20 protein-coding genes and 2 tRNA genes are annotated in these 18,892 nt (G+C 62.0%); 12 read left to right on the top strand and 10 right to left on the bottom strand.

From position 1 onward, the window contains the following. On the bottom strand, positions 1–1,051 hold a 1,051-nt coding region (locus RCH10_RS20105), incomplete at its 3' end, for an IS3 family transposase (protein WP_409053754.1). Between RCH10_RS20105 and RCH10_RS20100 the strand changes: the two genes are divergently transcribed. Then, positions 1,050–1,484, top strand: coding sequence for a hypothetical protein (locus RCH10_RS20100; protein ID WP_409053753.1), 435 nt, complete (start codon positions 1,050–1,052; stop codon positions 1,482–1,484). The genes RCH10_RS20105 and RCH10_RS20100 overlap by 2 nt on opposite strands. A gap of 72 nt (positions 1,485–1,556) precedes the next feature. Here RCH10_RS20100 and RCH10_RS20095 read toward each other — a convergent pair whose 3' ends face one another. The 5 genes from RCH10_RS20095 to hrcA all read right to left on the bottom strand — a co-directional run bounded on the left by RCH10_RS20095 (position 1,557) and on the right by hrcA (position 4,594). Then, positions 1,557–2,579 (bottom strand): cell division protein FtsZ, encoded by a 1,023-nt coding sequence (locus RCH10_RS20095; RefSeq protein ID WP_409053752.1) that lies wholly within the window; start codon positions 2,577–2,579, stop codon positions 1,557–1,559. A 79-nt stretch (positions 2,580–2,658) separates the two neighbouring features. After that, entirely contained in the window at positions 2,659–3,039 is a 381-nt protein-coding gene (locus tag RCH10_RS20090) for a lecithin retinol acyltransferase family protein (protein WP_409053751.1), read from the bottom strand. Between the two features lie 8 nt (positions 3,040–3,047). Then, complete coding sequence (locus RCH10_RS20085) at positions 3,048–3,314, bottom strand: hypothetical protein (RefSeq protein ID WP_409053750.1); 267 nt, start codon at positions 3,312–3,314, stop codon at positions 3,048–3,050. 172 nt (positions 3,315–3,486) lie between these two features. Next, a tRNA-Ile gene (locus RCH10_RS20080) sits at positions 3,487–3,563 on the bottom strand. 26 nt (positions 3,564–3,589) lie between these two features. Further along, positions 3,590–4,594 carry a heat-inducible transcriptional repressor HrcA gene (gene hrcA, locus RCH10_RS20075; RefSeq protein WP_187052970.1) on the bottom strand — a complete coding sequence of 335 codons (1,005 nt, stop codon included), beginning with the start codon at positions 4,592–4,594 and terminating at the stop codon, positions 3,590–3,592. A gap of 28 nt (positions 4,595–4,622) precedes the next feature. On the opposite strand from hrcA, the gene RCH10_RS20070 reads away from it, so the two are divergent. The 3 genes from RCH10_RS20070 to rapZ are packed head-to-tail and all read left to right on the top strand — an operon-like array spanning position 4,623 to position 8,075. Beyond that, positions 4,623–5,519 carry an NAD kinase gene (locus RCH10_RS20070; RefSeq protein ID WP_409053749.1) on the top strand — a complete coding sequence of 299 codons (897 nt, stop codon included), beginning with the start codon at positions 4,623–4,625 and terminating at the stop codon, positions 5,517–5,519. A gap of 1 nt (position 5,520) precedes the next feature. After that, the gene (gene recN / locus RCH10_RS20065; RefSeq protein ID WP_409053748.1) at positions 5,521–7,203 is read left to right on the top strand and encodes a DNA repair protein RecN; all 1,683 of its coding nucleotides are present in this window, start codon (positions 5,521–5,523) and stop codon (positions 7,201–7,203) included. Further along, positions 7,200–8,075 carry an RNase adapter RapZ gene (gene rapZ, locus RCH10_RS20060; protein ID WP_323500240.1) on the top strand — a complete coding sequence of 292 codons (876 nt, stop codon included), beginning with the start codon at positions 7,200–7,202 and terminating at the stop codon, positions 8,073–8,075. The genes recN and rapZ overlap by 4 nt, the downstream gene beginning before the upstream one ends. Positions 8,076–8,108: 33 nt before the next feature. Here the strand turns inward: rapZ and mutY are convergent, their stop codons facing one another. The 3 genes from mutY to mutM form a co-directional block, all read right to left on the bottom strand. Further along, positions 8,109–9,179: an A/G-specific adenine glycosylase gene (gene mutY, locus RCH10_RS20055; protein WP_409053747.1), complete on the bottom strand. Its 1,071-nt coding sequence runs from the start codon at positions 9,177–9,179 to the stop codon at positions 8,109–8,111. Beyond that, positions 9,169–11,130 (bottom strand): dynamin family protein, encoded by a 1,962-nt coding sequence (locus RCH10_RS20050; protein WP_409053746.1) that lies wholly within the window; start codon positions 11,128–11,130, stop codon positions 9,169–9,171. The genes mutY and RCH10_RS20050 overlap by 11 nt, the downstream gene beginning before the upstream one ends. A 72-nt stretch (positions 11,131–11,202) precedes the next feature. Continuing rightward, complete coding sequence (gene mutM / locus RCH10_RS20045) at positions 11,203–12,018, bottom strand: bifunctional DNA-formamidopyrimidine glycosylase/DNA-(apurinic or apyrimidinic site) lyase (protein WP_409053758.1); 816 nt, start codon at positions 12,016–12,018, stop codon at positions 11,203–11,205. A 96-nt stretch (positions 12,019–12,114) separates the two neighbouring features. On the opposite strand from mutM, the gene RCH10_RS20040 reads away from it, so the two are divergent. The 8 genes from RCH10_RS20040 (at position 12,115) to RCH10_RS20005 (ending at position 18,592) form a co-directional block, all read left to right on the top strand. Beyond that, complete coding sequence (locus tag RCH10_RS20040) at positions 12,115–13,953, top strand: tetratricopeptide repeat protein (protein ID WP_409053745.1); 1,839 nt, start codon at positions 12,115–12,117, stop codon at positions 13,951–13,953. After that, entirely contained in the window at positions 13,950–14,462 is a 513-nt protein-coding gene (locus RCH10_RS20035; RefSeq protein ID WP_409053744.1) for a lipoprotein insertase outer membrane protein LolB, read from the top strand. Before RCH10_RS20040 ends, RCH10_RS20035 begins: the two co-directional genes overlap by 4 nt. Next, positions 14,459–15,331 carry a 4-(cytidine 5'-diphospho)-2-C-methyl-D-erythritol kinase gene (ispE, locus tag RCH10_RS20030; protein ID WP_409053743.1) on the top strand — a complete coding sequence of 291 codons (873 nt, stop codon included), beginning with the start codon at positions 14,459–14,461 and terminating at the stop codon, positions 15,329–15,331. Before RCH10_RS20035 ends, ispE begins: the two co-directional genes overlap by 4 nt. A 52-nt stretch (positions 15,332–15,383) precedes the next feature. Then, a tRNA-Gln gene (locus RCH10_RS20025) sits at positions 15,384–15,460 on the top strand. Positions 15,461–15,557: 97 nt separating this feature from the next. Further along, positions 15,558–16,532, top strand: a complete 975-nt coding sequence (locus RCH10_RS20020; RefSeq protein WP_187052977.1) for a ribose-phosphate pyrophosphokinase — start codon at positions 15,558–15,560, stop codon at positions 16,530–16,532. A gap of 114 nt (positions 16,533–16,646) precedes the next feature. Next, positions 16,647–17,357 (top strand): 50S ribosomal protein L25/general stress protein Ctc, encoded by a 711-nt coding sequence (locus RCH10_RS20015; RefSeq protein WP_187052978.1) that lies wholly within the window; start codon positions 16,647–16,649, stop codon positions 17,355–17,357. 86 nt (positions 17,358–17,443) lie between these two features. Further along, positions 17,444–18,103 carry an aminoacyl-tRNA hydrolase gene (pth, locus tag RCH10_RS20010; protein WP_409053742.1) on the top strand — a complete coding sequence of 220 codons (660 nt, stop codon included), beginning with the start codon at positions 17,444–17,446 and terminating at the stop codon, positions 18,101–18,103. A 30-nt stretch (positions 18,104–18,133) separates the two neighbouring features. Continuing rightward, on the top strand, positions 18,134–18,592 hold the full coding sequence (locus tag RCH10_RS20005; RefSeq protein ID WP_409053741.1) for a hypothetical protein: 459 nt from the start codon (positions 18,134–18,136) through the stop codon (positions 18,590–18,592). Here the strand turns inward: RCH10_RS20005 and RCH10_RS20000 are convergent. Then, positions 18,570–18,854, bottom strand: a complete 285-nt coding sequence (locus tag RCH10_RS20000) for a YfhL family 4Fe-4S dicluster ferredoxin (RefSeq protein WP_187052981.1) — start codon at positions 18,852–18,854, stop codon at positions 18,570–18,572. The genes RCH10_RS20005 and RCH10_RS20000 overlap by 23 nt on opposite strands. Positions 18,855–18,892 lie beyond the last annotated feature (38 nt).

The raw sequence follows: 18,892 nt of genomic DNA, 5'->3' as shown, positions 1-18,892 counted from the left end.
TCTCATTGGGTGCCGCAGCCTGGAAGTCGCGGTTGATGATGTTCTCTGGTGCTGGACTGATCTCCCCCAAGTACGAGGCGTATCTGCGCTTCTTGTGCATTGGAACAACCAAGCGCTCCTGCTTCATCAGCCGCTGCACCACCTTCTCCGAGATGTTGACCTGCTGCCTTGTCAACGAGGCCTGCAGCCTACGGTAGCCGTAGCAACGGTGGTTCGACTCAAAGATCTCGGTGATGGACTGCCGCACTTGGAGGTACTTGTCGCCCACCACTGCGCGGGCCCGATGGTAGAAGTACGAGCTACGTGCAATGCCCAACTGTGCAAGGAGCTCTGGCAAGCCGTAATGCTCCTTGAGGGCGTCAATCAGCAGTGTCTTCTCCCGGTTGGACAGGAGCTGCAGATCGACGCCCAGGCCTTTTTTTAACAGTTCATTGGCCTTGTTCAAGAGGTCCTGCTCAAGGCGCAGTTGCCTGACTTCGCGGCGCAACGCCTCAACCTCGCGCTCGAGCTCGTCGCGCTCTTGAGCCCGCGGGGACTGATTGGTGTGTTTCATGGATGCGGGTGCCTCACGTCCCAGAAGCTGGTTCTTCCAGTTGTACAACGTCGGCCTGCTCACGCCAAGCTTCTGAGCAACCACCTGCGCACTTCCCTCACGAGTGCACAGTTCGAGGACCGCCAGCTTCTTCAGTTGCGGCGGCCGAGGTGCACTGACGGCCCTGCCAACAACGCGTTGCCGGGAGTCGGGGTCCAGTTCATGAATCCAGGCACGCAGCAAATCGCGGCACGGATAGCCCAACGCCTTGACCGTGGAGGCGATGCAGCGCCCGTGCTCGGCGTAGTGTTTGACAGCCTGCTCCTTCTGAATTTGAGAATACTTCGGCTTCGAGCGCGCGTAGCTGGACGACAGGTCCAGGCGCCGCTCGTACTCCTCATGCCAGCTCCTCAAAGAGTTCTTCGTCGGATAGCCCAACTGGCGGATAGTCGCCCCGGTGCGCTTGCCCAGCTTGATGTAGAGCGTGACCGCTCGGATGCGGTCTTCGTATGAATACATGAACTACTTTCAGGTAGTCCAAGTTTTTATCCGCACCCCCGGTGGGTCAATTTTCGGCCGGCGCCAACATGGCGACAAGGATGACGACACTGCGGTGGGACCGTGTCGCGACTTTGTGCAGTTCATGAACGATCGCGGTGGCAACGCGAAGCTGGTGGAGATACCAGGTGCGTACCACCAGTTCGACAGTTTCTACAAGCTGGCTTACTTCGGCGATATCGAGAATCCGTCGCAGTGCGCTAACACAGGCGATCCCGAAGGGAAGATTTACACGCTGGACAAGACCGGCAAGACGTATCCGTTCAACTCGGAAGGCTTTGCTGCGCTGCGTAAAGACTGTATCGGACGCGGTGCTCATGCCGGTGGTAGCGGCATAGAAGGCGTTGGCTTTGATCTGTGGACTAACTTCCTTGCCGAAACGCTGCGTCCGTAGCCTATCGAAGACAGCATCGAAAGGCCGGCCTCAGGTCGAGTCAGATGCGTCGCGCCACAATCCACGGCGCACCTACTGCATGGCGAGAGATGGGATCGGCGCATCCGGAAGCCGCTTGGCGACAGTTTGTAGCGGACAGTCTTCCGGCTGCCACTCGCGCTTCAGACCGACACCGACCACGGTGACACGGATTTGATCGACCAAGCGGGGGTCGGTGGCGGTCGCGAGCGAACATTGCGCATGCGGTGCTGCTCGCCGAATCACGTCCATGACGAGTTTCGATTCCGAAGCCGTCAGAGTGCACGGCGCCGTTGTGATCAGCACCAAAGCGTGCTGAGCCTCTGCGAGCGCGACGCCCTCAAGCAGCGGGCAGACGACAGCTTGCTCAGCAGCGATTCTTGCGCGACCGAAGCCACCTGCCGTGGCAGTGCCGAACAACGCTAGGCCCGCGGTGCCGGTCGTCGAGCGAAATCGCGAGCAATCGGACTGAGATGGTGCGGTGGCAATCACTAGCTTCAGCACTTCGGCCGCGGCGAAGGCGATCACCGCGTTCACCCCGGTGACTGTTTCGTCCATGTTGAGGTCTTCGTTGCCGAGCATGTCCATGGCGGTATCGCTGGACAGCACGACCAACAAGTCCACGCTCTTCGAGAGCAGTTCGAGGCCGGCGGCAGCGATTGCTTGGGTGGTAGCGCCATTCCAGTTGAAAGGCATCGAGATCAGAGCAATCGTCGGAATGCCAAGCGCCCTGGTGGTTCGTGCAATGACCGGCGTTGCGCCCGTGCCAACAGCGCCGCCGAACGCGGAGAGCAGCAATACGAGTTGCGAGCCGCCGAGAACTTGCCGCAGGTCGCTCGCTGCGTGCTCGGCGTCCACGCGAGCGCCGCTTGCGCGCGATGTGCGCTCGCCGGATTTGCCGAGCAGAAAGGTCTTGTGTGCATTGCCGGCTCGCAAGGCTTCGGCAACGGAATGCATGGCGATGCACTCGACGCCCGGAACAGAGTATTTGCGGAGATGGTTGAGTACGTTGACAGCGCCGCCGCCGACGCCAACGACTTTGATTACGCCTTTTTCATCGACTGATGCAATGTGCACTGGTATTTCCTATCGTCAATGATTTCGGTGGACGAAACGGTGGTGCTCTCGCCGATCGGCTGGCGTTACTTGTGCAGCACTAGCTGGTGAACGCATACGCTGCATAAGCCAGCGCAAATACAGCAAGGGCTGCAATCTGAGGGCTGATTGGTTTTTGTCCCAACACCCAGGCGGCGTAGTGCTCGCAATTGAGCGAGACGAAGTGGTAGGGCTCGGTTCGGCCGACCGATTGCGATGCGCGGGCTGTGACGGCGCCGTAAGTCTGCTGCGGGGCTGCGAGCTTCTGCTCGACCATGCGGCCTTGCGCAAAAGCCACGAGGCTCACGATTTCGGCACCAGCGCGGGTCATGTGGGCCACGGCGCCGCTGGGCAACTGCACGCCGACATGGTTGCCGATGCCACTTAGCTTTGGTCGTGAGATCAAGCCGACGAAGGGCGGCTGCGCCATCCAAGGAAACATGGGCGTGTTCATTTGCCTGCGCCCAAAAGCCAGACCAAGGCAGCGACTACGCCCGCACCGACGAGTAAATGTTTGACCTGTTGCTGAGCTTGCTCTTGCTTTTGGTCCGCCGTGCGTCGGAACTGATCCATGAGCGCTTGTTGGTATGCAGTTGGGGACAGCAATGCACGTTCCCATTTGCTCACGGTCATGGCGTGCGCGCCGAACAACTGGCCGAACTCGACCTGAGACAAACATAGATCGCGGCGTAGCGAGGTGATTTCGGAAGACTGCATGAGCCGGATGCTAACACCACGCATAAGCCTAAGATCAGTACCGTGCGGCAACATGCGCGGAAGAACAATGCGATGCTCGTAGATTCTGGCAAAAATCTGGCAATCGACTGGCTTAAAAAAAAGCTTGCTACCAAAGTGGTAGCAAGCTTTTCAATGCTCATCGAATGCAACGTGGTAGGCCGTGATGGGCTTGAACCATCGACCAACGGATTATGAGTCCGCTGCTCTAACCAACTGAGCTAACGGCCCACGCGCCGCCGATTCTAGTGGGGCGCCTACTTCCGATGGCTCAGCGCGTTGGTCACCAGCCTCGAAGTGATATCGACGATCTGAATCATTCGCTCGTAGGGCATGCGAGTGGGGCCAATGACACCCAGCGTGCCGACGACCTTGCCGTCGACTTCGTAGTTCGCACTGACGATCGACAAATCGTCGAACGGCACGACCTGACTTTCCCCACCGATGAAGATCCGAACGCCGTCCGCCTTGCTCGACACGTCCAGCAAACGCATTAATTGCGCCTTTTGCTCGAACAGTTCGAAGGCCCGGCGCAGCTGGCCCATGTCGCTCGAAAAATCAGAGACGGCGAGCAGATTGCGTTCGCCCGAGATCACGACTTCGTCTTGCGCTTCCGTCATCACCTCGGAGCTCGCCTGAACGGCCGCCTGCATCAGCAACACGATTTCGCCACGGAGTTTTTCGACTTCGGATTGCAGTCGATCGCGCACCTGTTCGATCGTCAGCCCGGCGTAGTTGGCGTTGATGTAGTTCGACGCTTCCACCAACTGCGACTGCGTGTAGTCGGCTTCCGGGAAAATCACCCGGTTTTGCACATCGCCGTCGGGCGACACGATGATGACCAGCAGCCGGCGGTCCGACAGTCGCAAAAATTCGATCTGCTTGAACACCGAAGCGCGCCGCGGCGCCATGACGACGCCAACGAACTGCGACAGGTTCGACAACAGGTTGGCCGCGTTCGCGATTACCTTCTGCGGCTGGTCTGGCGCCAACGTGGCAGCGCTGAACTGGTCGCGTTGCGCGGTCAGCATCGTGTCGACGAAAAGGCGATAGCCGCGCGCGGTCGGGATGCGCCCGGCAGACGTGTGCGGGCTCGCAATCAGGCCCAGATTCTCGAGGTCGGACATCACGTTTCGGATCGTCGCCGCAGACAGTTCGAGCCCCGAAGCGCGAGACAGCGTGCGCGATCCCACCGGCTGTCCTTCAGCGATGTAACGCTCAACAAGAGTCTTGAGCAGCAACTTGGCGCGATCGTCGAGCATCGATGAATTTTAGTGTTGTAATTTGTGAATGACCTCCCGCTTTCGACGCGTTGCGCTGATTGGCAAGTACCAAGCCTCGGGCGCGCGCGCTCAGGCCGGGGCGCAAGACGGCGTGATGGAAGACATCGGCGCATTCCTCGAATCGCACGGTTGCGAGGTCGTTGTCGAGCAGTCGACCGATGAGCATCCGGAGATCAGCCGCTATGCGGCCTTGAGCGTCGGAGAAATCGGCCGAACCTGCGATCTTGGCTTGGTGGTGGGGGGTGACGGAACGATGCTGGGCATCGGCCGCCAGCTCGCTTGCTACGGCGTGCCATTGGTCGGCATTAACCGCGGACGACTCGGCTTCATCACCGACATCCGGCTCGAAGACTACAAGGCGACGCTGGTGCCAATGTTGGCCGGCGACTATGAAGAAGACCATCGCAGCCTGATGCATGCGCGCGTGCTGCGCGAGGGCAACGTCGTGTTCGACGCGCTTGCAATGAACGACGTGGTGGTCAACCGTGGCGCGACATCCGGCATGGTCGAACTGCGTGTCACGGTCGGTCGACACATCGTCGCCGTGCAGCGCGCGGACGGATTGATCATTGCCTCGCCGACCGGCTCGACCGCCTATGCCTTGTCGGCCGGCGGCCCTTTGATGCACCCGGCCATTCCAGGCTGGGTCATGGTCCCGATCGCGCCGCACACATTGTCGAACCGGCCGATCCTGCTGCCGGACGCCGACGAGATATCGATCGAACTGGTGTCGGGTCGCGACGCCAGCGCGAACTTCGACATGCAGTCGCTCGCCACTCTAATGCTCGGTGACACAGTTGTGGTTCGCCGGTCGGATCATCGCGTGCGCTTTCTGCATCCGAAGGGGTGGAATTACTTTGACACGCTGCGCAAGAAATTGCACTGGAACGAAGGAGGTTCCTGAGGTGGCTCTGCGACGTATTGCGCTGCGCGATTTTGTGATCGTGCATGCGCTCGAACTGGATTTTTCGACCGGCTTCTCGGTATTGACCGGTGAGACGGGCGCCGGCAAGTCGATCCTGATCGACGCGCTTCAACTGGCATTGGGGAGCCGGGCCGACGCCGGTTCGGTGCGTGAAGGCGCCGAGCGGCTCGACGTGAGCGTGGAGTTCGACGCTGCACCAGCGTTGGCGTCGTGGCTCGACGAAGGTGGCTTCGAAGCCAACGAGGCTTTACTGCTGCGCCGAACGGTCGACCTGCAAGGACGTAGCCGTGGCTGGATCAACGGCGCCCCGGCCACCGCCGCGCAATTGCGCACCGTGGGCGACCTGCTGCTCGATATTCATGGCCAGCACGCTTGGCAGAGCCTGACCCGGCCAGACGCGGTTAGGGGTCTGCTCGATGCGTATGCCGACGTGAACACGCGCGCGCTGGAGGCGAGCTGGCACGGCTGGCGCCAGGCGCTGACCGCGCTGGATGTCGCGCGCTCAGCACAAGATTCCTTGCAGCGAGAACGCGAGCGCCTGCAGTGGCAACTCGGCGAAGTCAGCAAGCTCGCGCCCGTCGAAGGCGAATGGCAAGAGCTGTCGGCCAATCACAGCCGCATCTCCAATGCACAGGCGCTGATCGAGGCTGCCGAAGGTGCCATCGCGGCGCTGGAGGACGACGACGCCGGCGCTCTGTCCGCCCTCGCCCGTGCAGTCGCCCTGCTGCAGGACACCGAGCATATGGAGGCTGAGTTCAAGGCCATCGGCGAAGTGCTGGCGTCCAGCGTTGCGCAAGCTGCGGACGCTGCGCATTCGCTGCACGGCTACCTTCGGCATACCGACACCGATCCGCAGCGCCTGGCCGAACTCGATTCGCGCATGGGTCTCTGGATGTCGCTGGCACGGCGGTACAAGCGGCCGCCGGCAGAGCTGCCCGCGCTGCTCACGGGCTGGCAATTTGAATTGAAGGCGCTGGATGCGCAAGGCGACCTCGATGCACTCGATCGCGCCGAGCAAGCCGCCAAACAAGGCTACCTGCGCGATGCAAAGGCGCTCAGCAAAGCGCGCAAGCAAGCGGCGCCGCGCCTCTCCGAATCCGTCACCAGAGCGATGCAGGGTCTCGGCATGCAAGGCGGTCGCTTCGAAGTCGAACTGCAGCCCCTCGATCAACCCGGCCGTGCCGGCCTCGAAGAAGTGATCTTTCTCGTCGCCGGTCATCCCGGCAGCACGCCTCGGCCAATCGGCAAGGTCGCCTCGGGCGGTGAGCTGTCGCGCATTGCGCTCGCCATCGCTGTGACGACAAGCGAACTCGGCGCCGCACAAACGCTGATCTTCGACGAGGTCGATGCCGGCGTCGGTGGTGCCGTGGCCGAAACGGTGGGACGTTTGATGGCGCAACTCGGCCGCAGTCGGCAGGTTCTGGCGGTCACGCACCTGCCGCAAGTGGCGGCCTGTGCCGACCATCATCTTCTGGTCGCCAAACGGCAGACCCGCAGCGGCAAGGGAGCGGCAGCGCGCACCGAAAGCACTGTCGCGCCACTCGATGCCGCTGGCCGCACGCAGGAAGTCGCCCGAATGCTCGGCGGCGAGCGAGTTTCGCAAACCTCTCTTGCCCATGCCCGCGAGATGCTCGAAAAGCAGGCGCCGGCGACTGCGCCATGAGCCTCGACATCGTGCTCATCACCGGTATGTCCGGGTCCGGCAAGTCGGTCGCGTTGCATGCGCTGGAAGACGCCGGCTACTACTGCGTCGACAATCTCCCGCCGGAGTTGCTCACGGCCTTCGTCGCATTGCAAAAGCAGCAGAACGCGAGCCACGTTGCGATTGCCATGGACGTGCGCAGCGGCGTGTCGTTGCCGCTCGTGCCGCAGCAGCTCGACAGCTTGCGACGCGAAGGCGTGGTGCTGCGATCGCTGTTTCTGGATTCGACGACCGATGCACTGGTGCACCGTTATTCCGAAACACGGCGCCGCCATCCGCTCTCACGCCAAGACCCTCTGACCGACCTGCCCGAGCAACAACGCGCACTGGTGCAGTCGATCGAGCTGGAGCGCGAACTGCTGGCCGATCTGCGCGACGGTGCCGACGTCATTGACACCAGCATCATCCGGCCAGCGCAGTTGCAGAGCTACATCAAGGCGTTGATCGCGGCGCCGCAAAGCGCATTGACGCTGGTCTTTCAGTCGTTTGCTTTCAAGCGCGGTGTGCCGCTCGACGCGGACTTCGTATTCGACGTGCGCATGCTTCCCAACCCGCACTACGTGCCTGCCTTGCGCGCGCTCACGGGACGCGATGTGCAGGTGATCGACTGGCTGCGTTCGCATGACGACGTCGCGCGCATGTACGGCGACATCGAGCAGTTCCTGGGCCGCTGGCTGGATGCGCTGGCGCGCGACCATCGCAGCTACGTGACGGTAGCGATCGGTTGCACCGGCGGCCAGCACCGCTCTGTGTTTCTGGTCGAGCAATTGGCACGAGGATTCGGCGATCGGTGGGCCGCGCTCAAGCGGCATCGCGAACTCGACGCGACCTGAGGTGGGCTTCTGACGGCCCCGGCGTGGGTCCGGTCAACCGCCAGCAACCAGCAATTTGCGCACCGGTGCGGGCAGCCCGAGTTCGGTCCATTCGTGCGCATCGAACCAGCGCCCGTGCTCAGACAAGGCGAGCGCGCCCATCCATTCGACCTTGACCGGATGCAGATGCAGATCCTTGTGCGTCAACACGTGAACGAACGGCACTTCGTCTTGCACCGTATTGCACGATGACGGCAAAGCCTCGAGAAGTGCCGCTCGACTTTCGAAGACCGGCAGCGAATACAGGCCCGCCCAGATGCCGCGCGCCGGTCTCTTCTCAAGCCAGGCGCGTCCCTTCGAATCACGGGCGCGAAGCATCCACAGTGACTCCGAGCTACGTCGAAGTTTGCGCAGCTTGACCGGATAGCGCTCCGGTGCGCCTTCGCGCAACGCAGCGCAGGCATCGCTTACCGGGCATAGCAAACAGGTGGGTTTCCGTGGGAGGCAAATCGTCGCGCCCAAGTCCATCAAGCCTTGCGTGTAACGCGTAATCTCCGCCGGCTCATCGGCGGGCGGAAGCAAGGTCGTCGCATCGTTCCAAAGCGCGCGTTCGTTGGCCGCCACTGACAAGTCGTCGCCAAACGCCAGCATGCGCGTCAGCACACGTTTGACGTTGCCGTCGAGGATGGCCACGCGTTCGCCAAAGCAGAAAGCCGCGATTGCTGCGGCGGTCGATCGGCCGATGCCGGGCAGTGTCTGCAACTGCGCCGCCGTGTGTGGAAACGCGCCGCTGAAACGCTCGACCACTTCTTGCGCACACCGGTGCATGTTGCGCGCGCGGCTGTAGTAGCCGAGGCCGCTCCAGAGGCCGAACACCTCGTCCTCGGTCGCCGCAGAGAGCGCTAAGACCGTTGGAAACTTTTCTAAAAAGCGCGTGAAGTAGCCGAGTACCGTGACCACCTGTGTCTGCTGCAGCATGACTTCCGACAGCCAGACTCGATACGGATCGCGCGTGTTCTGCCAAGGTAAATGGCTGCGGCCATGGGTTGCCTGCCAGCCCGCAATGCGCGCGGCAAAGGTCGGCGCCAGCCGCTGGACGGCCGACGCGGTCGGTTCAGACTGCACTCAGTTCGCTGCGGACTGAAAAAGCGGTGGGTGCTTCGTTACTGGTGAGCATGGAGGTAAGTTCGCGCAGGCGCTTCTGCAGTTCGCCCAGCCCACTCTCTTGCACAGCCAGTTCGGTGAGCCGCTCTTCCAGGCTGCCGGCTGCATGCTGGATGCGCTCGACCGCTTCGATTCGCTTGCCGAAGTTGCGGCGACGCTCTTTCAGTTGCGCATCGAGTTGGGCGCCAGCTCCCTTGCTCCAGCGCTCGACCTCGGTCATTGCCGCCTCGTTGACCACCCGCAGGCGGCTGGCCAGTGCGCGCACGAGTTTGTCGCAGAAGTCGGGCTGCGCCAGTTTGATCAAGTTGCCGACGCCGAGGTACTGCGTGTGGCTGACTTCGATCTGCGTCAGCTGACGTTCGAATCCGACCAAGTCAGGCTCGGCCGGCGCCTGCAATGTGAAGCCGTGCTCTGCGTTCAGCTGTCGAAAGGTCGCATGCAACATGGCCTGAATTTCGGCCGTGGTGGCCTGCACTTCACGCAGGTTGTTGCGCAGCGCATCGAAGGTTTCCGCGTAGATCTTGCGGACGTTGAACTTGATGCCGGGCCGTTTCAACGCCGCGGCAAGCCGGCCCATGTCGGCCTTGAGCGCCGTGCTGCCCAGCACCGCATACACCTCGCGCAGCAGCTTTCCCTGGACCGAGCGCAAAGCAAGAATTCGCGTGTTGCTGCCTTCGAACTCGGTTTGCTCCTGTTCGATGCGCGTGCGCATGTGGCGGATGACCGAGACGTTTTTGCCGCGAAGGCCTTGCAGTTCGAGCGCTTGCTCAGATAGGTCGCGCTGGCGCACGGTCAGGATCCGCGCCGCTTCGGCCCTGAGCGCCGCAATGCCCGAATCGACAGCGAGTCGCAGCATCGTTTCGCGTTTTCCCAGCAAACCTTCGCCCAGCACCGATTCGAGCGCCGGCAAGCGGCTCGCCTGCAACAACGGTGGGTCGCGGCGGATCTTGGCTTGCAGGCCCTTTTGCGCAGATACCGGCAGCACGCGCGCGAGTGGAACGCCCAGCAACTCTGCGGCACCGACGCGCTGGCGTTCGATTTGCGCATCGATCTGTGCTGGCGTGCTCAGCGTGTCCCACATCGTGTCGATTTTGTTCAGCACGACGATGCGCGTCTCGCCGGCGTCGCCTTCGGTAATAAGGTGTTCGCGCCAGATTGCCAAATCGGAGCGCGTCACGCCGGTGTCGGCGCCCAGAATGAAAACGACCGCATGCGCCTGCGGAATCAGGCTGACGGTGAGTTCGGGCTCTGCACCGATCGCATTCAGACCCGGCGTGTCGAGAATAACCAAACCCTGCTCGAGCAAGGGATGCGGCATGTTCAGCAGCGCATGCCGCCAGCGCGGGATTTCGACGCGGCCGCCGGAGTCGCGCACCGGGTTGTCGTCCGGCGTATCGTCGCTCCAGAAGCCCAGCGCCTTGGCTTCTTCAATAGGAACCCAACGCACCTCGGCGACCTTGTTCATCACGCCGCCGAGCTGCTCCGCGTCGTCGACATCGATTGGAATGTCGGTCCAACGCTCGGGCTCGTCGCGCCAATGCGCCAAAGAATAGGCTTCGAGCCGCGTTTCAATGGGCAGCAGGCGAAGGCTCGGCAGCTGGCCGGCCGTGTAGCCGAGTTCCGTCGGGCACATCGTCGTGCGCCCGGCGCTGGCAGGCATAATCCGCCGCCCATAGCCGGCAAAGAATATCGCGTTGATGAGCTCTGATTTGCCGCGCGAGAACTCGGCAACGAAAGCCACCATGACTTTGCTGGTCCGCATCTGCGATTCGAGTTCGCGCAGTCGCTCGGCCACGGCCTGGTCGAGCAACTCGTTCTCGTCTAGCCAACCCGCAAGCCATTTCAGGCGGTGCGCGAAATTGCGTCGCCAAGCGCCATGCTGGTCGAATTGCTGGTTGAAGGAGCGGCTCAATTGGAATATGTAAGTGGGCTTACAAAATATAGCATCCACAGCCCGAGCGGCGGGGTCAATACCCAGACTGTTTTAGTACTTTTGACAGTTGTTGCAGAAAAATGTCGAGCGCTGCCCTTGCTTGATTTGTCGGATTTGCGTTCCGCAAACTCGGCACGGCTCGCCTGCGCGCCCATAAACCGTGGCTTCGAGCTGAAAGTAACCGGATTGCCCATCGATATTCGAAAAGTCACGCAGCGTGCTGCCACCGCGCTGCACCGCCCGCGCCAGGATCTCTCGGATGGCGGCGTGCAGGCGCAAGGCCCGCGGGCGACTGATCCGTGTTGCAGACACCGTCGGCCGGATTTCCGCCATGAACAACGCCTCGGACGCGTAGATATTTCCGACCCCCACCACCACGTCGCCGGCGAGCAGCACTTGCTTGATTGCGGCTTTGCGGCGGCGCAGGCCGGCATGGAAAGTTTCGAAATCGAAGGCATCGCCCAGTGGCTCCATGCCGAGCCCTCCCAGCAACTTGACCGCTAGCGGCGCCCCCTCGTCTTCGACATACACGACGGAACCAAAGCGCCGCGGATCGTTCAGGCGCAACGTGCCCTTGTCGGTCATCAAATCAAAATGATCATGCGGACCGGCTGGCGGTAGCCCTGATGTGAAGCGCAAGCTGCCGGACATGCCGAGATGCAATAGCAAGAGCCCCCGGTCCATGTCGACCAGAAGATATTTGCCTCGCCGGCGCACCGCCGTAACAGTTCGCCCGACCAAGGCCGCGGGCGCTACCGATAGCGCCCAGCGGAGCGGCTTTCCGACCTGCACGGCCGAAATGCGCGCGCCCGCGATCCGATCGGCAAATCCGAGCCTTGTGACTTCAACTTCGGGTAATTCGGGCATGCAGAGCCAAGCAATCGATAAACACTGACACGAATTCGGGCAGGCTCCTAAGCCCTCGCTCAACGTGACGCAAAAGCCTTGGATTATTATGGTTCGATGACCTTACCGCCCCGCCGACTCCGCCTTGCGGCGGCCGCGCTTCCCATGTTTCTGGCAGTGGCCGCCTACGCCCAGCCCGCAACGCCCCCCGCCGCGGCGCCGACCAGTCCGGCGCCGATCATTGAACCTGCCAAATCTCCTGTGACGACGCCTGCGGCAACGGCAGCGCCGCCCGCAGTGGAAGACACCTCGCCCCCGGATCAGTCAGCGCTGACTGCGCAGCTGTTCTACGAAGTGCTGCTCGGCGAACTGACCGCACGCTCAGGCGAGCCAGGCGATGGCTACGCGTTGATGCTCGACGCGGGTCGCAAGACAGGCGACGGCAAGCTCTTTCAACGTGCGGTCGAAATCGCGCTGCAGTCGCGCTCCGGCGATGCAGCGCTCGCTGCGACGCGCGCCTGGAAAGTGGCGGTACCGACGTCTCGCGAAGCTCGTCGCTTCGAACTGCAGATCCTGATCGCGTTGAATCGCATTGGCGAAACCGTGGAGCCGCTGCGAATCGAACTGGCCGCGACGCCGCTGCCCGAACACCCGTTTTTGATGGCAATGATCGCGCGCAACTACGCACGCGCAACCGACAAAAAGGTCGCCGCAGAGGTGGTCGAAAAGGCGCTCGCCGACGACCTTAAAAATCCCGCGACGGCTGGTCTGGCCTGGACCACAGTTGGCCGATTGCGCCAGTTAGCTGGCGATAATTCGGGGGCGCTCGACGCAGCGATCAAAGGCCAGGAGGCCGATCCCTCATCTGATGGCCCGCCTGTGCTGGCGCTGGAGTTGATAGACCCAGCACAGCCCTTGGCCGAGCCCATCGTCAAGCGCTATCTGGCAAGCCCGAAAGCCGTGCCCGAAGTTCGCATGGCCTATGCGCGCGTGCTGACGGAGGGCCGCCGCTATACCGAAGCCACTGCCGAACTGGCGAGCCTCACGTCAGCACGCCCCGACATGCCCGACCCATGGCTGCTGCTCGGCTCGCTTCAGTCGCAAGCGCGGCAAGACTCGGCCGCCGAAACCTCGTTAAAGCGCTACATCGAGCTCTCGAACGGCCAGCGCGATGCCGACGAACGCAAGCGCGGTGAAACGCAGGCGTATCTGATGCTGGCGCAGTTGGCGGAGCGCCGCAAGGACTTCACGGGAGCCGAGCGTTGGCTCACGAAGATCGACAGCACCGACGACATGGTGTCGGCGGAAAGCCGCCGCGCCGGGCTGCTGGCGCGTCAAGGCAAGTTGCCGCAAGCGCGCGAGATCATTCGCGCACTGCCCGAGGGCACCCCCGAGGACAAAAAGCAGAAGTTCATGGCAGAGGTGCAGTTGCTGCGTGACGGCAAGCAGTACCAGGCGGCCTATGACATGCTGGCCAAGGCCAGCGCGGACGAGCCGGAAAACAGCGACCTCATCTATGACCAAGCGATGGTTGCCGAGAAGCTGAATCGCCTTGACGACATGGAGCGCCTGCTGCGCCGTCTGATCGTGTTGAAGCCCGAAAACCAGAACGCCTACAACGCCCTGGGCTACTCGTTTGCCGATCGCAAGGTTCGACTCGATGAGGCGCGCACGCTGATCCAGAAGGCAGTGCAACTCGCCCCTGAAGATCCATTCATTGCCGACAGCCTCGGCTGGGTTGAATTCCGGTTGGGCAACACTGCCGAGGCCACCCGCATTCTTAAAGCGGCCTACAAGCAGCGCCCTGATCCGGAAATTGGCGCCCACTACGGCGAAGTGCTCTGGCATGCAGGCGAGAAAGAGCGCGCTGTCTCAATTTGGAAAGAGGCGGCATTGGCCGATGCCGAAAACGAAACCTTGCAGGAAACGCTCAAGCGCCTGCGCGTCAAGTTGTGACCGATGCCGCGGCCCAGCCGTCGCGTCGATTTGCGCTGACGCTGGGTGGCGTTGCGATGTTGGTGATGTCGGGCTGCGCCACGGTGAAGAATCCGTCGAACGGCTCCGATGCGCAGGCATGGACCGGCCGCATGTCCCTCAGGATCGAAAGTGAACCGGAGCAGACCTTTTCCGCCCTTTTCGAGCTACGCGGCACTGCCGAATCGGGCGAGCTGACGTTGACCAGCCCGATCGGCAGCACGCTGGCAGCGTTGCACTGGGCGCCCGGCGAGGCGGTGTTGAACGACGGAAGCCGAACACGCCGGTTCGATTCGGTCGACCAGTTGATCCAGGCCGCCACTGGTGCAGCCATTCCTGTCGGCGCGCTGTTCGGATGGCTCGTCGGCCAGGATGCGCAGGTGTCCGGCTGGAGGGCCGAACTGGGGCAGTTGGCGCAAGGGCGACTGCAAGCGCGCCGCGAAGCGCCCTTGCCGCGCGCCGATCTGCGCGTCGTTTTCGAACGGGCATGAAGGCGCTCTACGATCTCCCGGCGCCCGCCAAACTGAACCTGTTTCTCCACATCACGGGGCGACGAGCCGACGGCTATCACCTGCTTCAATCGGTCTTCATGATGATCGACTGGTGCGACACGCTTCACGTTGAATTGCGGAGCGACGGGGGCCTCAGCCGCGAAGACCTCACCACGCAGCTACCCGCCGAGGACCTAATACTGCGCGCCGCGCGTGCCTTGCAGCGATTCGCATCGCCCGGACAGGGTGCGCACATCGGCGTGGCGAAGGATGTCCCTGCGGAGGCCGGCATGGGCGGTGGCTCTTCTGACGCGGCCACCTGTTTGCTGGCACTGAACCGGCTCTGGAAACTGCATTTGCCTTTGGCACGGCTCGAAGAAATCGGGCTGGCGTTGGGCGCAGACGTGCCCTTCTTCTTGCGCGGGCGCAACGCTTGGGTCGAGGGCATCGGTGACCAAATTACTGCGATCGACGTGCCTGCAGCCCGGTTCGCCGTCGCAAAGCCTGCCGAGGGACTCGAAACCCGTCTCATTTTTGAAGCGTCGGACCTGAACCGCGCTACGCCCGCTGCTATAATCTCGGGCTTTGCTGCAGATAGCGCGGCCTCAGGTTCCAACTCCGGTAAATCGGGTTTTGCCTTTGGTCACAACGGCCTGCAGCCGGTTGCACAAAGGCTTTGCCCGGCGGTTTCCGATGCCATCGACTGGCTCGGAGCTCAAGGACTTTCAGCCCGAATGACCGGCTCCGGAAGTGCGGTTTTTGCGGCAATGCCGCACGATGTTGAACTGGCAGATGCCCCTGAGGGCTGGCGAGTTCGCAAGTGCAGCAATCTGGCGGTTCATCCTCTTGTCGGGTGGGCCGCTGATTAGTCAGGATTTTCGGTAGGCGTCCGCTCCAAAAGAGCTGGTCGTCCACCCGTGTAGGGGCGTCGCCAAGCTGGTTAAGGCACTGGATTTTGATTCCAGCATTCGAAGGTTCGACTCCTTCCGCCCCTGCCAAACGTTTTGAACTTGCAGCCGTCGGGCTGCAAGACCCTGGACCTAGCGGCTCGACCGGGCCATTTCGCATTGCCGGATGCATTCTGCCGAGACCCTCATGCAGGTTCATCATCCTGATTTCATGGTTTTCACCGGCAACGCCAATCCTGGCCTTGCGGCGGAAATCGCGCAGCACCTCGGCACTACCTTGGGCGCGGCCCGGGTCGGCCGCTTTTCCGATGGTGAAGTCACGGTCGAGATCAATCAGAACGTCCGGGCGCGCGATGTCTTCGTGGTGCAGTCCACCTGCGCACCGACCAACGAGAACCTGATGGAACTGCTGATCATGGTCGACGCGCTCAAGCGTGCTTCGGCCGACCGGATCAGTGCTGTCATTCCCTATTTCGGCTATGCCCGGCAAGACCGTCGCCCGCGCTCGAGTCGCGTGCCCATCTCGGCGAAGGTCGTTGCCAATCTGCTTGAAACCGTCGGTGTCGAGCGTGTGCTCACGATGGACCTTCACGCCGACCAGATTCAAGGCTTCTTCGACATTCCGGTCGACAACATCTACGCGTCACCGGTCTTGCTCGGCGACTTGCGCTTGAAGAACTACGAAGACCTGATCGTCGTGTCGCCCGATGTCGGTGGCGTGGTCCGCGCCCGTGCACTGGCAAAGCAATTGAACACCGATCTGGCCATCATCGACAAGCGTCGGCCGAAGGCGAACGTGAGCGAAGTGATGAACGTCATCGGCGAAATCGATGGCCGCAATTGCGTGATCATGGACGATATGATCGACACCGCCGGCACGCTGGTGAAGGCGGCCGAGGTCTTGAAGGAGCGTGGCGCAAAGAGCGTCTATGCGTATTGCACGCACCCGATTTTTTCGGGTCCTGCGATCGAGCGCATCGCCCAGGGCTCGGCACTGGACGAAGTGGTCGTGACCAACACGATTCCCCTTTCCGAAAACGCGCTGGCGTGCGGAAAGATTCGCCAACTCTCCGTGGCACCGCTGATTGCCGAGACGATCCAGCGCATTGCCAAAGGTGAGTCGGTCATGAGTTTGTTCTCGGATCAAGACAACTTGTTCTGAGCAAAAAGCCGGCTTCTCTTTCAGGGAAGCCATTTTGAAACCGGCGCCGCACTGGTCGCGGTCGGCGCTTAAGAAGCGAAACGGCAATTGCGCCATCGCTCCAAGGAGTTAACCATGAAATTCGTCGCTTTTGAGCGCGCCAAGCAGGGCACGGGTGCGAGCCGCCGTCTCCGCATTTCGGGCAAGACGCCCGGTATCGTCTACGGTGGTGAAGGCCAGCCGATGCTGATCGAACTCGATCACAACGCGCTGTGGCATGCCCTGAAGAAAGAAGCTTTCCATTCGACCGTGCTCGAAATGGAAATGGACGGTGCCGCCAGCAAAGTGCTGCTGCGCGACGTGCAGTACCACCCGTTCCGACAGCTGGTGCAACACATCGACTTTCAACGCGTCGACGCCCGCACGCGCCTGACCATGAAGGTGCCGGTTCACTTCAAGAACGAAGCCGAATCCGACGCCGTCAAGCTCGAGCACAACCTCGTCAACCACGTGACGACCGAACTCGAATTGAATTGCCTGCCGACCGACTTGCCTGAGTTCATCGAAGTCGACCTGTCTGGCTTGAAAAAGAACGGCACTGTCACGCTGAAAGACATCAAGCTGCCCCGTGGCGTGAAGTGGGTCAGCCGCGGCAAGCTCAACCCGGTGCTGGCTTCGGCTGTGGCACCTGCGGCTGAAGAAGTCGACGAGCCGGCCGAAGGCGCTGCAGCCGACGCCGCTGCGCCCGCGGCAACTGGCAAGGGCGGCAAGGCACCTGCTGCAAAGACACCCGCTGCCAAGACGCCGGCAGCGAAGACGCCTGCTGCCAAGACCGCAAAGAAGTAATTCTTTCGCGCCTTGTGCCGCAAACGGCCCGCCTCGTGCGGGCCGTTTGCTTTTGTGCAGTGACAACCTCCCCTCATAATTTCCAGATGATCAAGCTCTTCGTCGGCCTCGGCAATCCGGGCCCGGAATACGAAGCCACGCGGCACAACGCGGGCTTTTGGTGGACCGATGCATTGGCGCGTGACCTCAAGGTGTCGCTGGTGCCCGAGCGCAGTTACCACGGCATCGCGGCACGCGCGCAGGTCAACGGTCAACCGGTCTGGTTGCTCCAGCCACAAACCTTCATGAACTTGTCGGGCAAGTCGGTCGCGGCACTTGCTCGCTTCTTCAAGATCGCGCCGGAAGAAATTCTGGTGGCCCACGACGAGCTGGATGTGGTGCCTGGCGAGGCCAAACTCAAATTCGGCGGCAGCCACGCCGGACACAACGGCCTGCGCGATATCCATGCGCAACTCGGCACTGGCGACTACTGGCGACTTCGCCTCGGCATCGGGCACCCCGGCGTGAAATCCGAGGTGGTGAACTGGGTGCTCAAGAAGCCATTGAAGGAACAGCGCGAAGCTATCGACGATGCCATCGCGCGCACGCTGCATGCGGTGCCGTCGCTGCTGGCCGGGCAGATGGAGAAGGCGACTTTGCTCATCCACACCAGCAAGCCGCCTAGACCCAAACCGCCGCGCCGTGAGCCGGATGGTGGCGGTGGAGGCGCTGGCAGCGAAGGCGGCGCTGCGCCAGCCGCAGCCTGACAAGCGACACGACACAAAGGGAGAACAAAAATGAAAGCAACGAAGTTACCGAAACAACGCATCACCGGTCTGCTCATTGCCGCGGGCCTTTTCGCAATGGCTGCAACGGCTGCAGCGGCTACCGCAGCATCCACTGCGCAGTCGAATGCACAAGGCACCTGGCGCTGCGGCAATACCTACACCGATCAACCCTGCAAGGGCGGCAGCGAGGTGAAGGTCGACGACTCGCGCAGCGAAACAGACCGCCGTGCGGCCGATGCGGCAACGCGACGCGATGAGCGCCGTGCCGACGAACTCGAACACAGCCGGCTCGGTCGAGAGAAAGCGGCAGCAGAAAGCGATCGTCGCGCTACAGCCGATGCGCGCCGCAACGCCATCGCAGAGCGCAAGCTGACATCTGCCGAAAAGTTGCAACAAGCGCGCCTGCGCAAGCTCGCCACCGAGCCGCGCAAATCAACGCAGACCTTCAAGGGCCAGGCGAAGCCGTAGCACCCACAGTCGCCTTGTCGGCCGTCAGGCGCTCGAACTTCATCCACAGCGTCTCGCGTGTCTCGACGTGCCCAGGGTGGGTCGGTATGCACGCCACCGGACAGATCTGCACGCACTGCGGCTCATCGAAGTGGCCGACGCACTCGGTGCACTTGTTCGGATCGATCTCGTAGATCTCGACACCCATGTAGATGGCGTCGTTCGGGCACTCGGGTTCGCACACATCGCAGTTGATGCATTCGTCGGTGATCATGAGTGCCATGGGGGCAATTATCCGCGCGGCGGCATGGCGCTTGCGTG

This window comes from Variovorax sp. GrIS 2.14, assembly GCF_046115955.1.
Classification (GTDB): Bacteria; Pseudomonadota; Gammaproteobacteria; order Burkholderiales; family Burkholderiaceae_C; genus Variovorax.
Note: the sequence above shows the minus strand (reverse complement) of the source record. Positions and strands in the feature narration are given on the sequence as shown.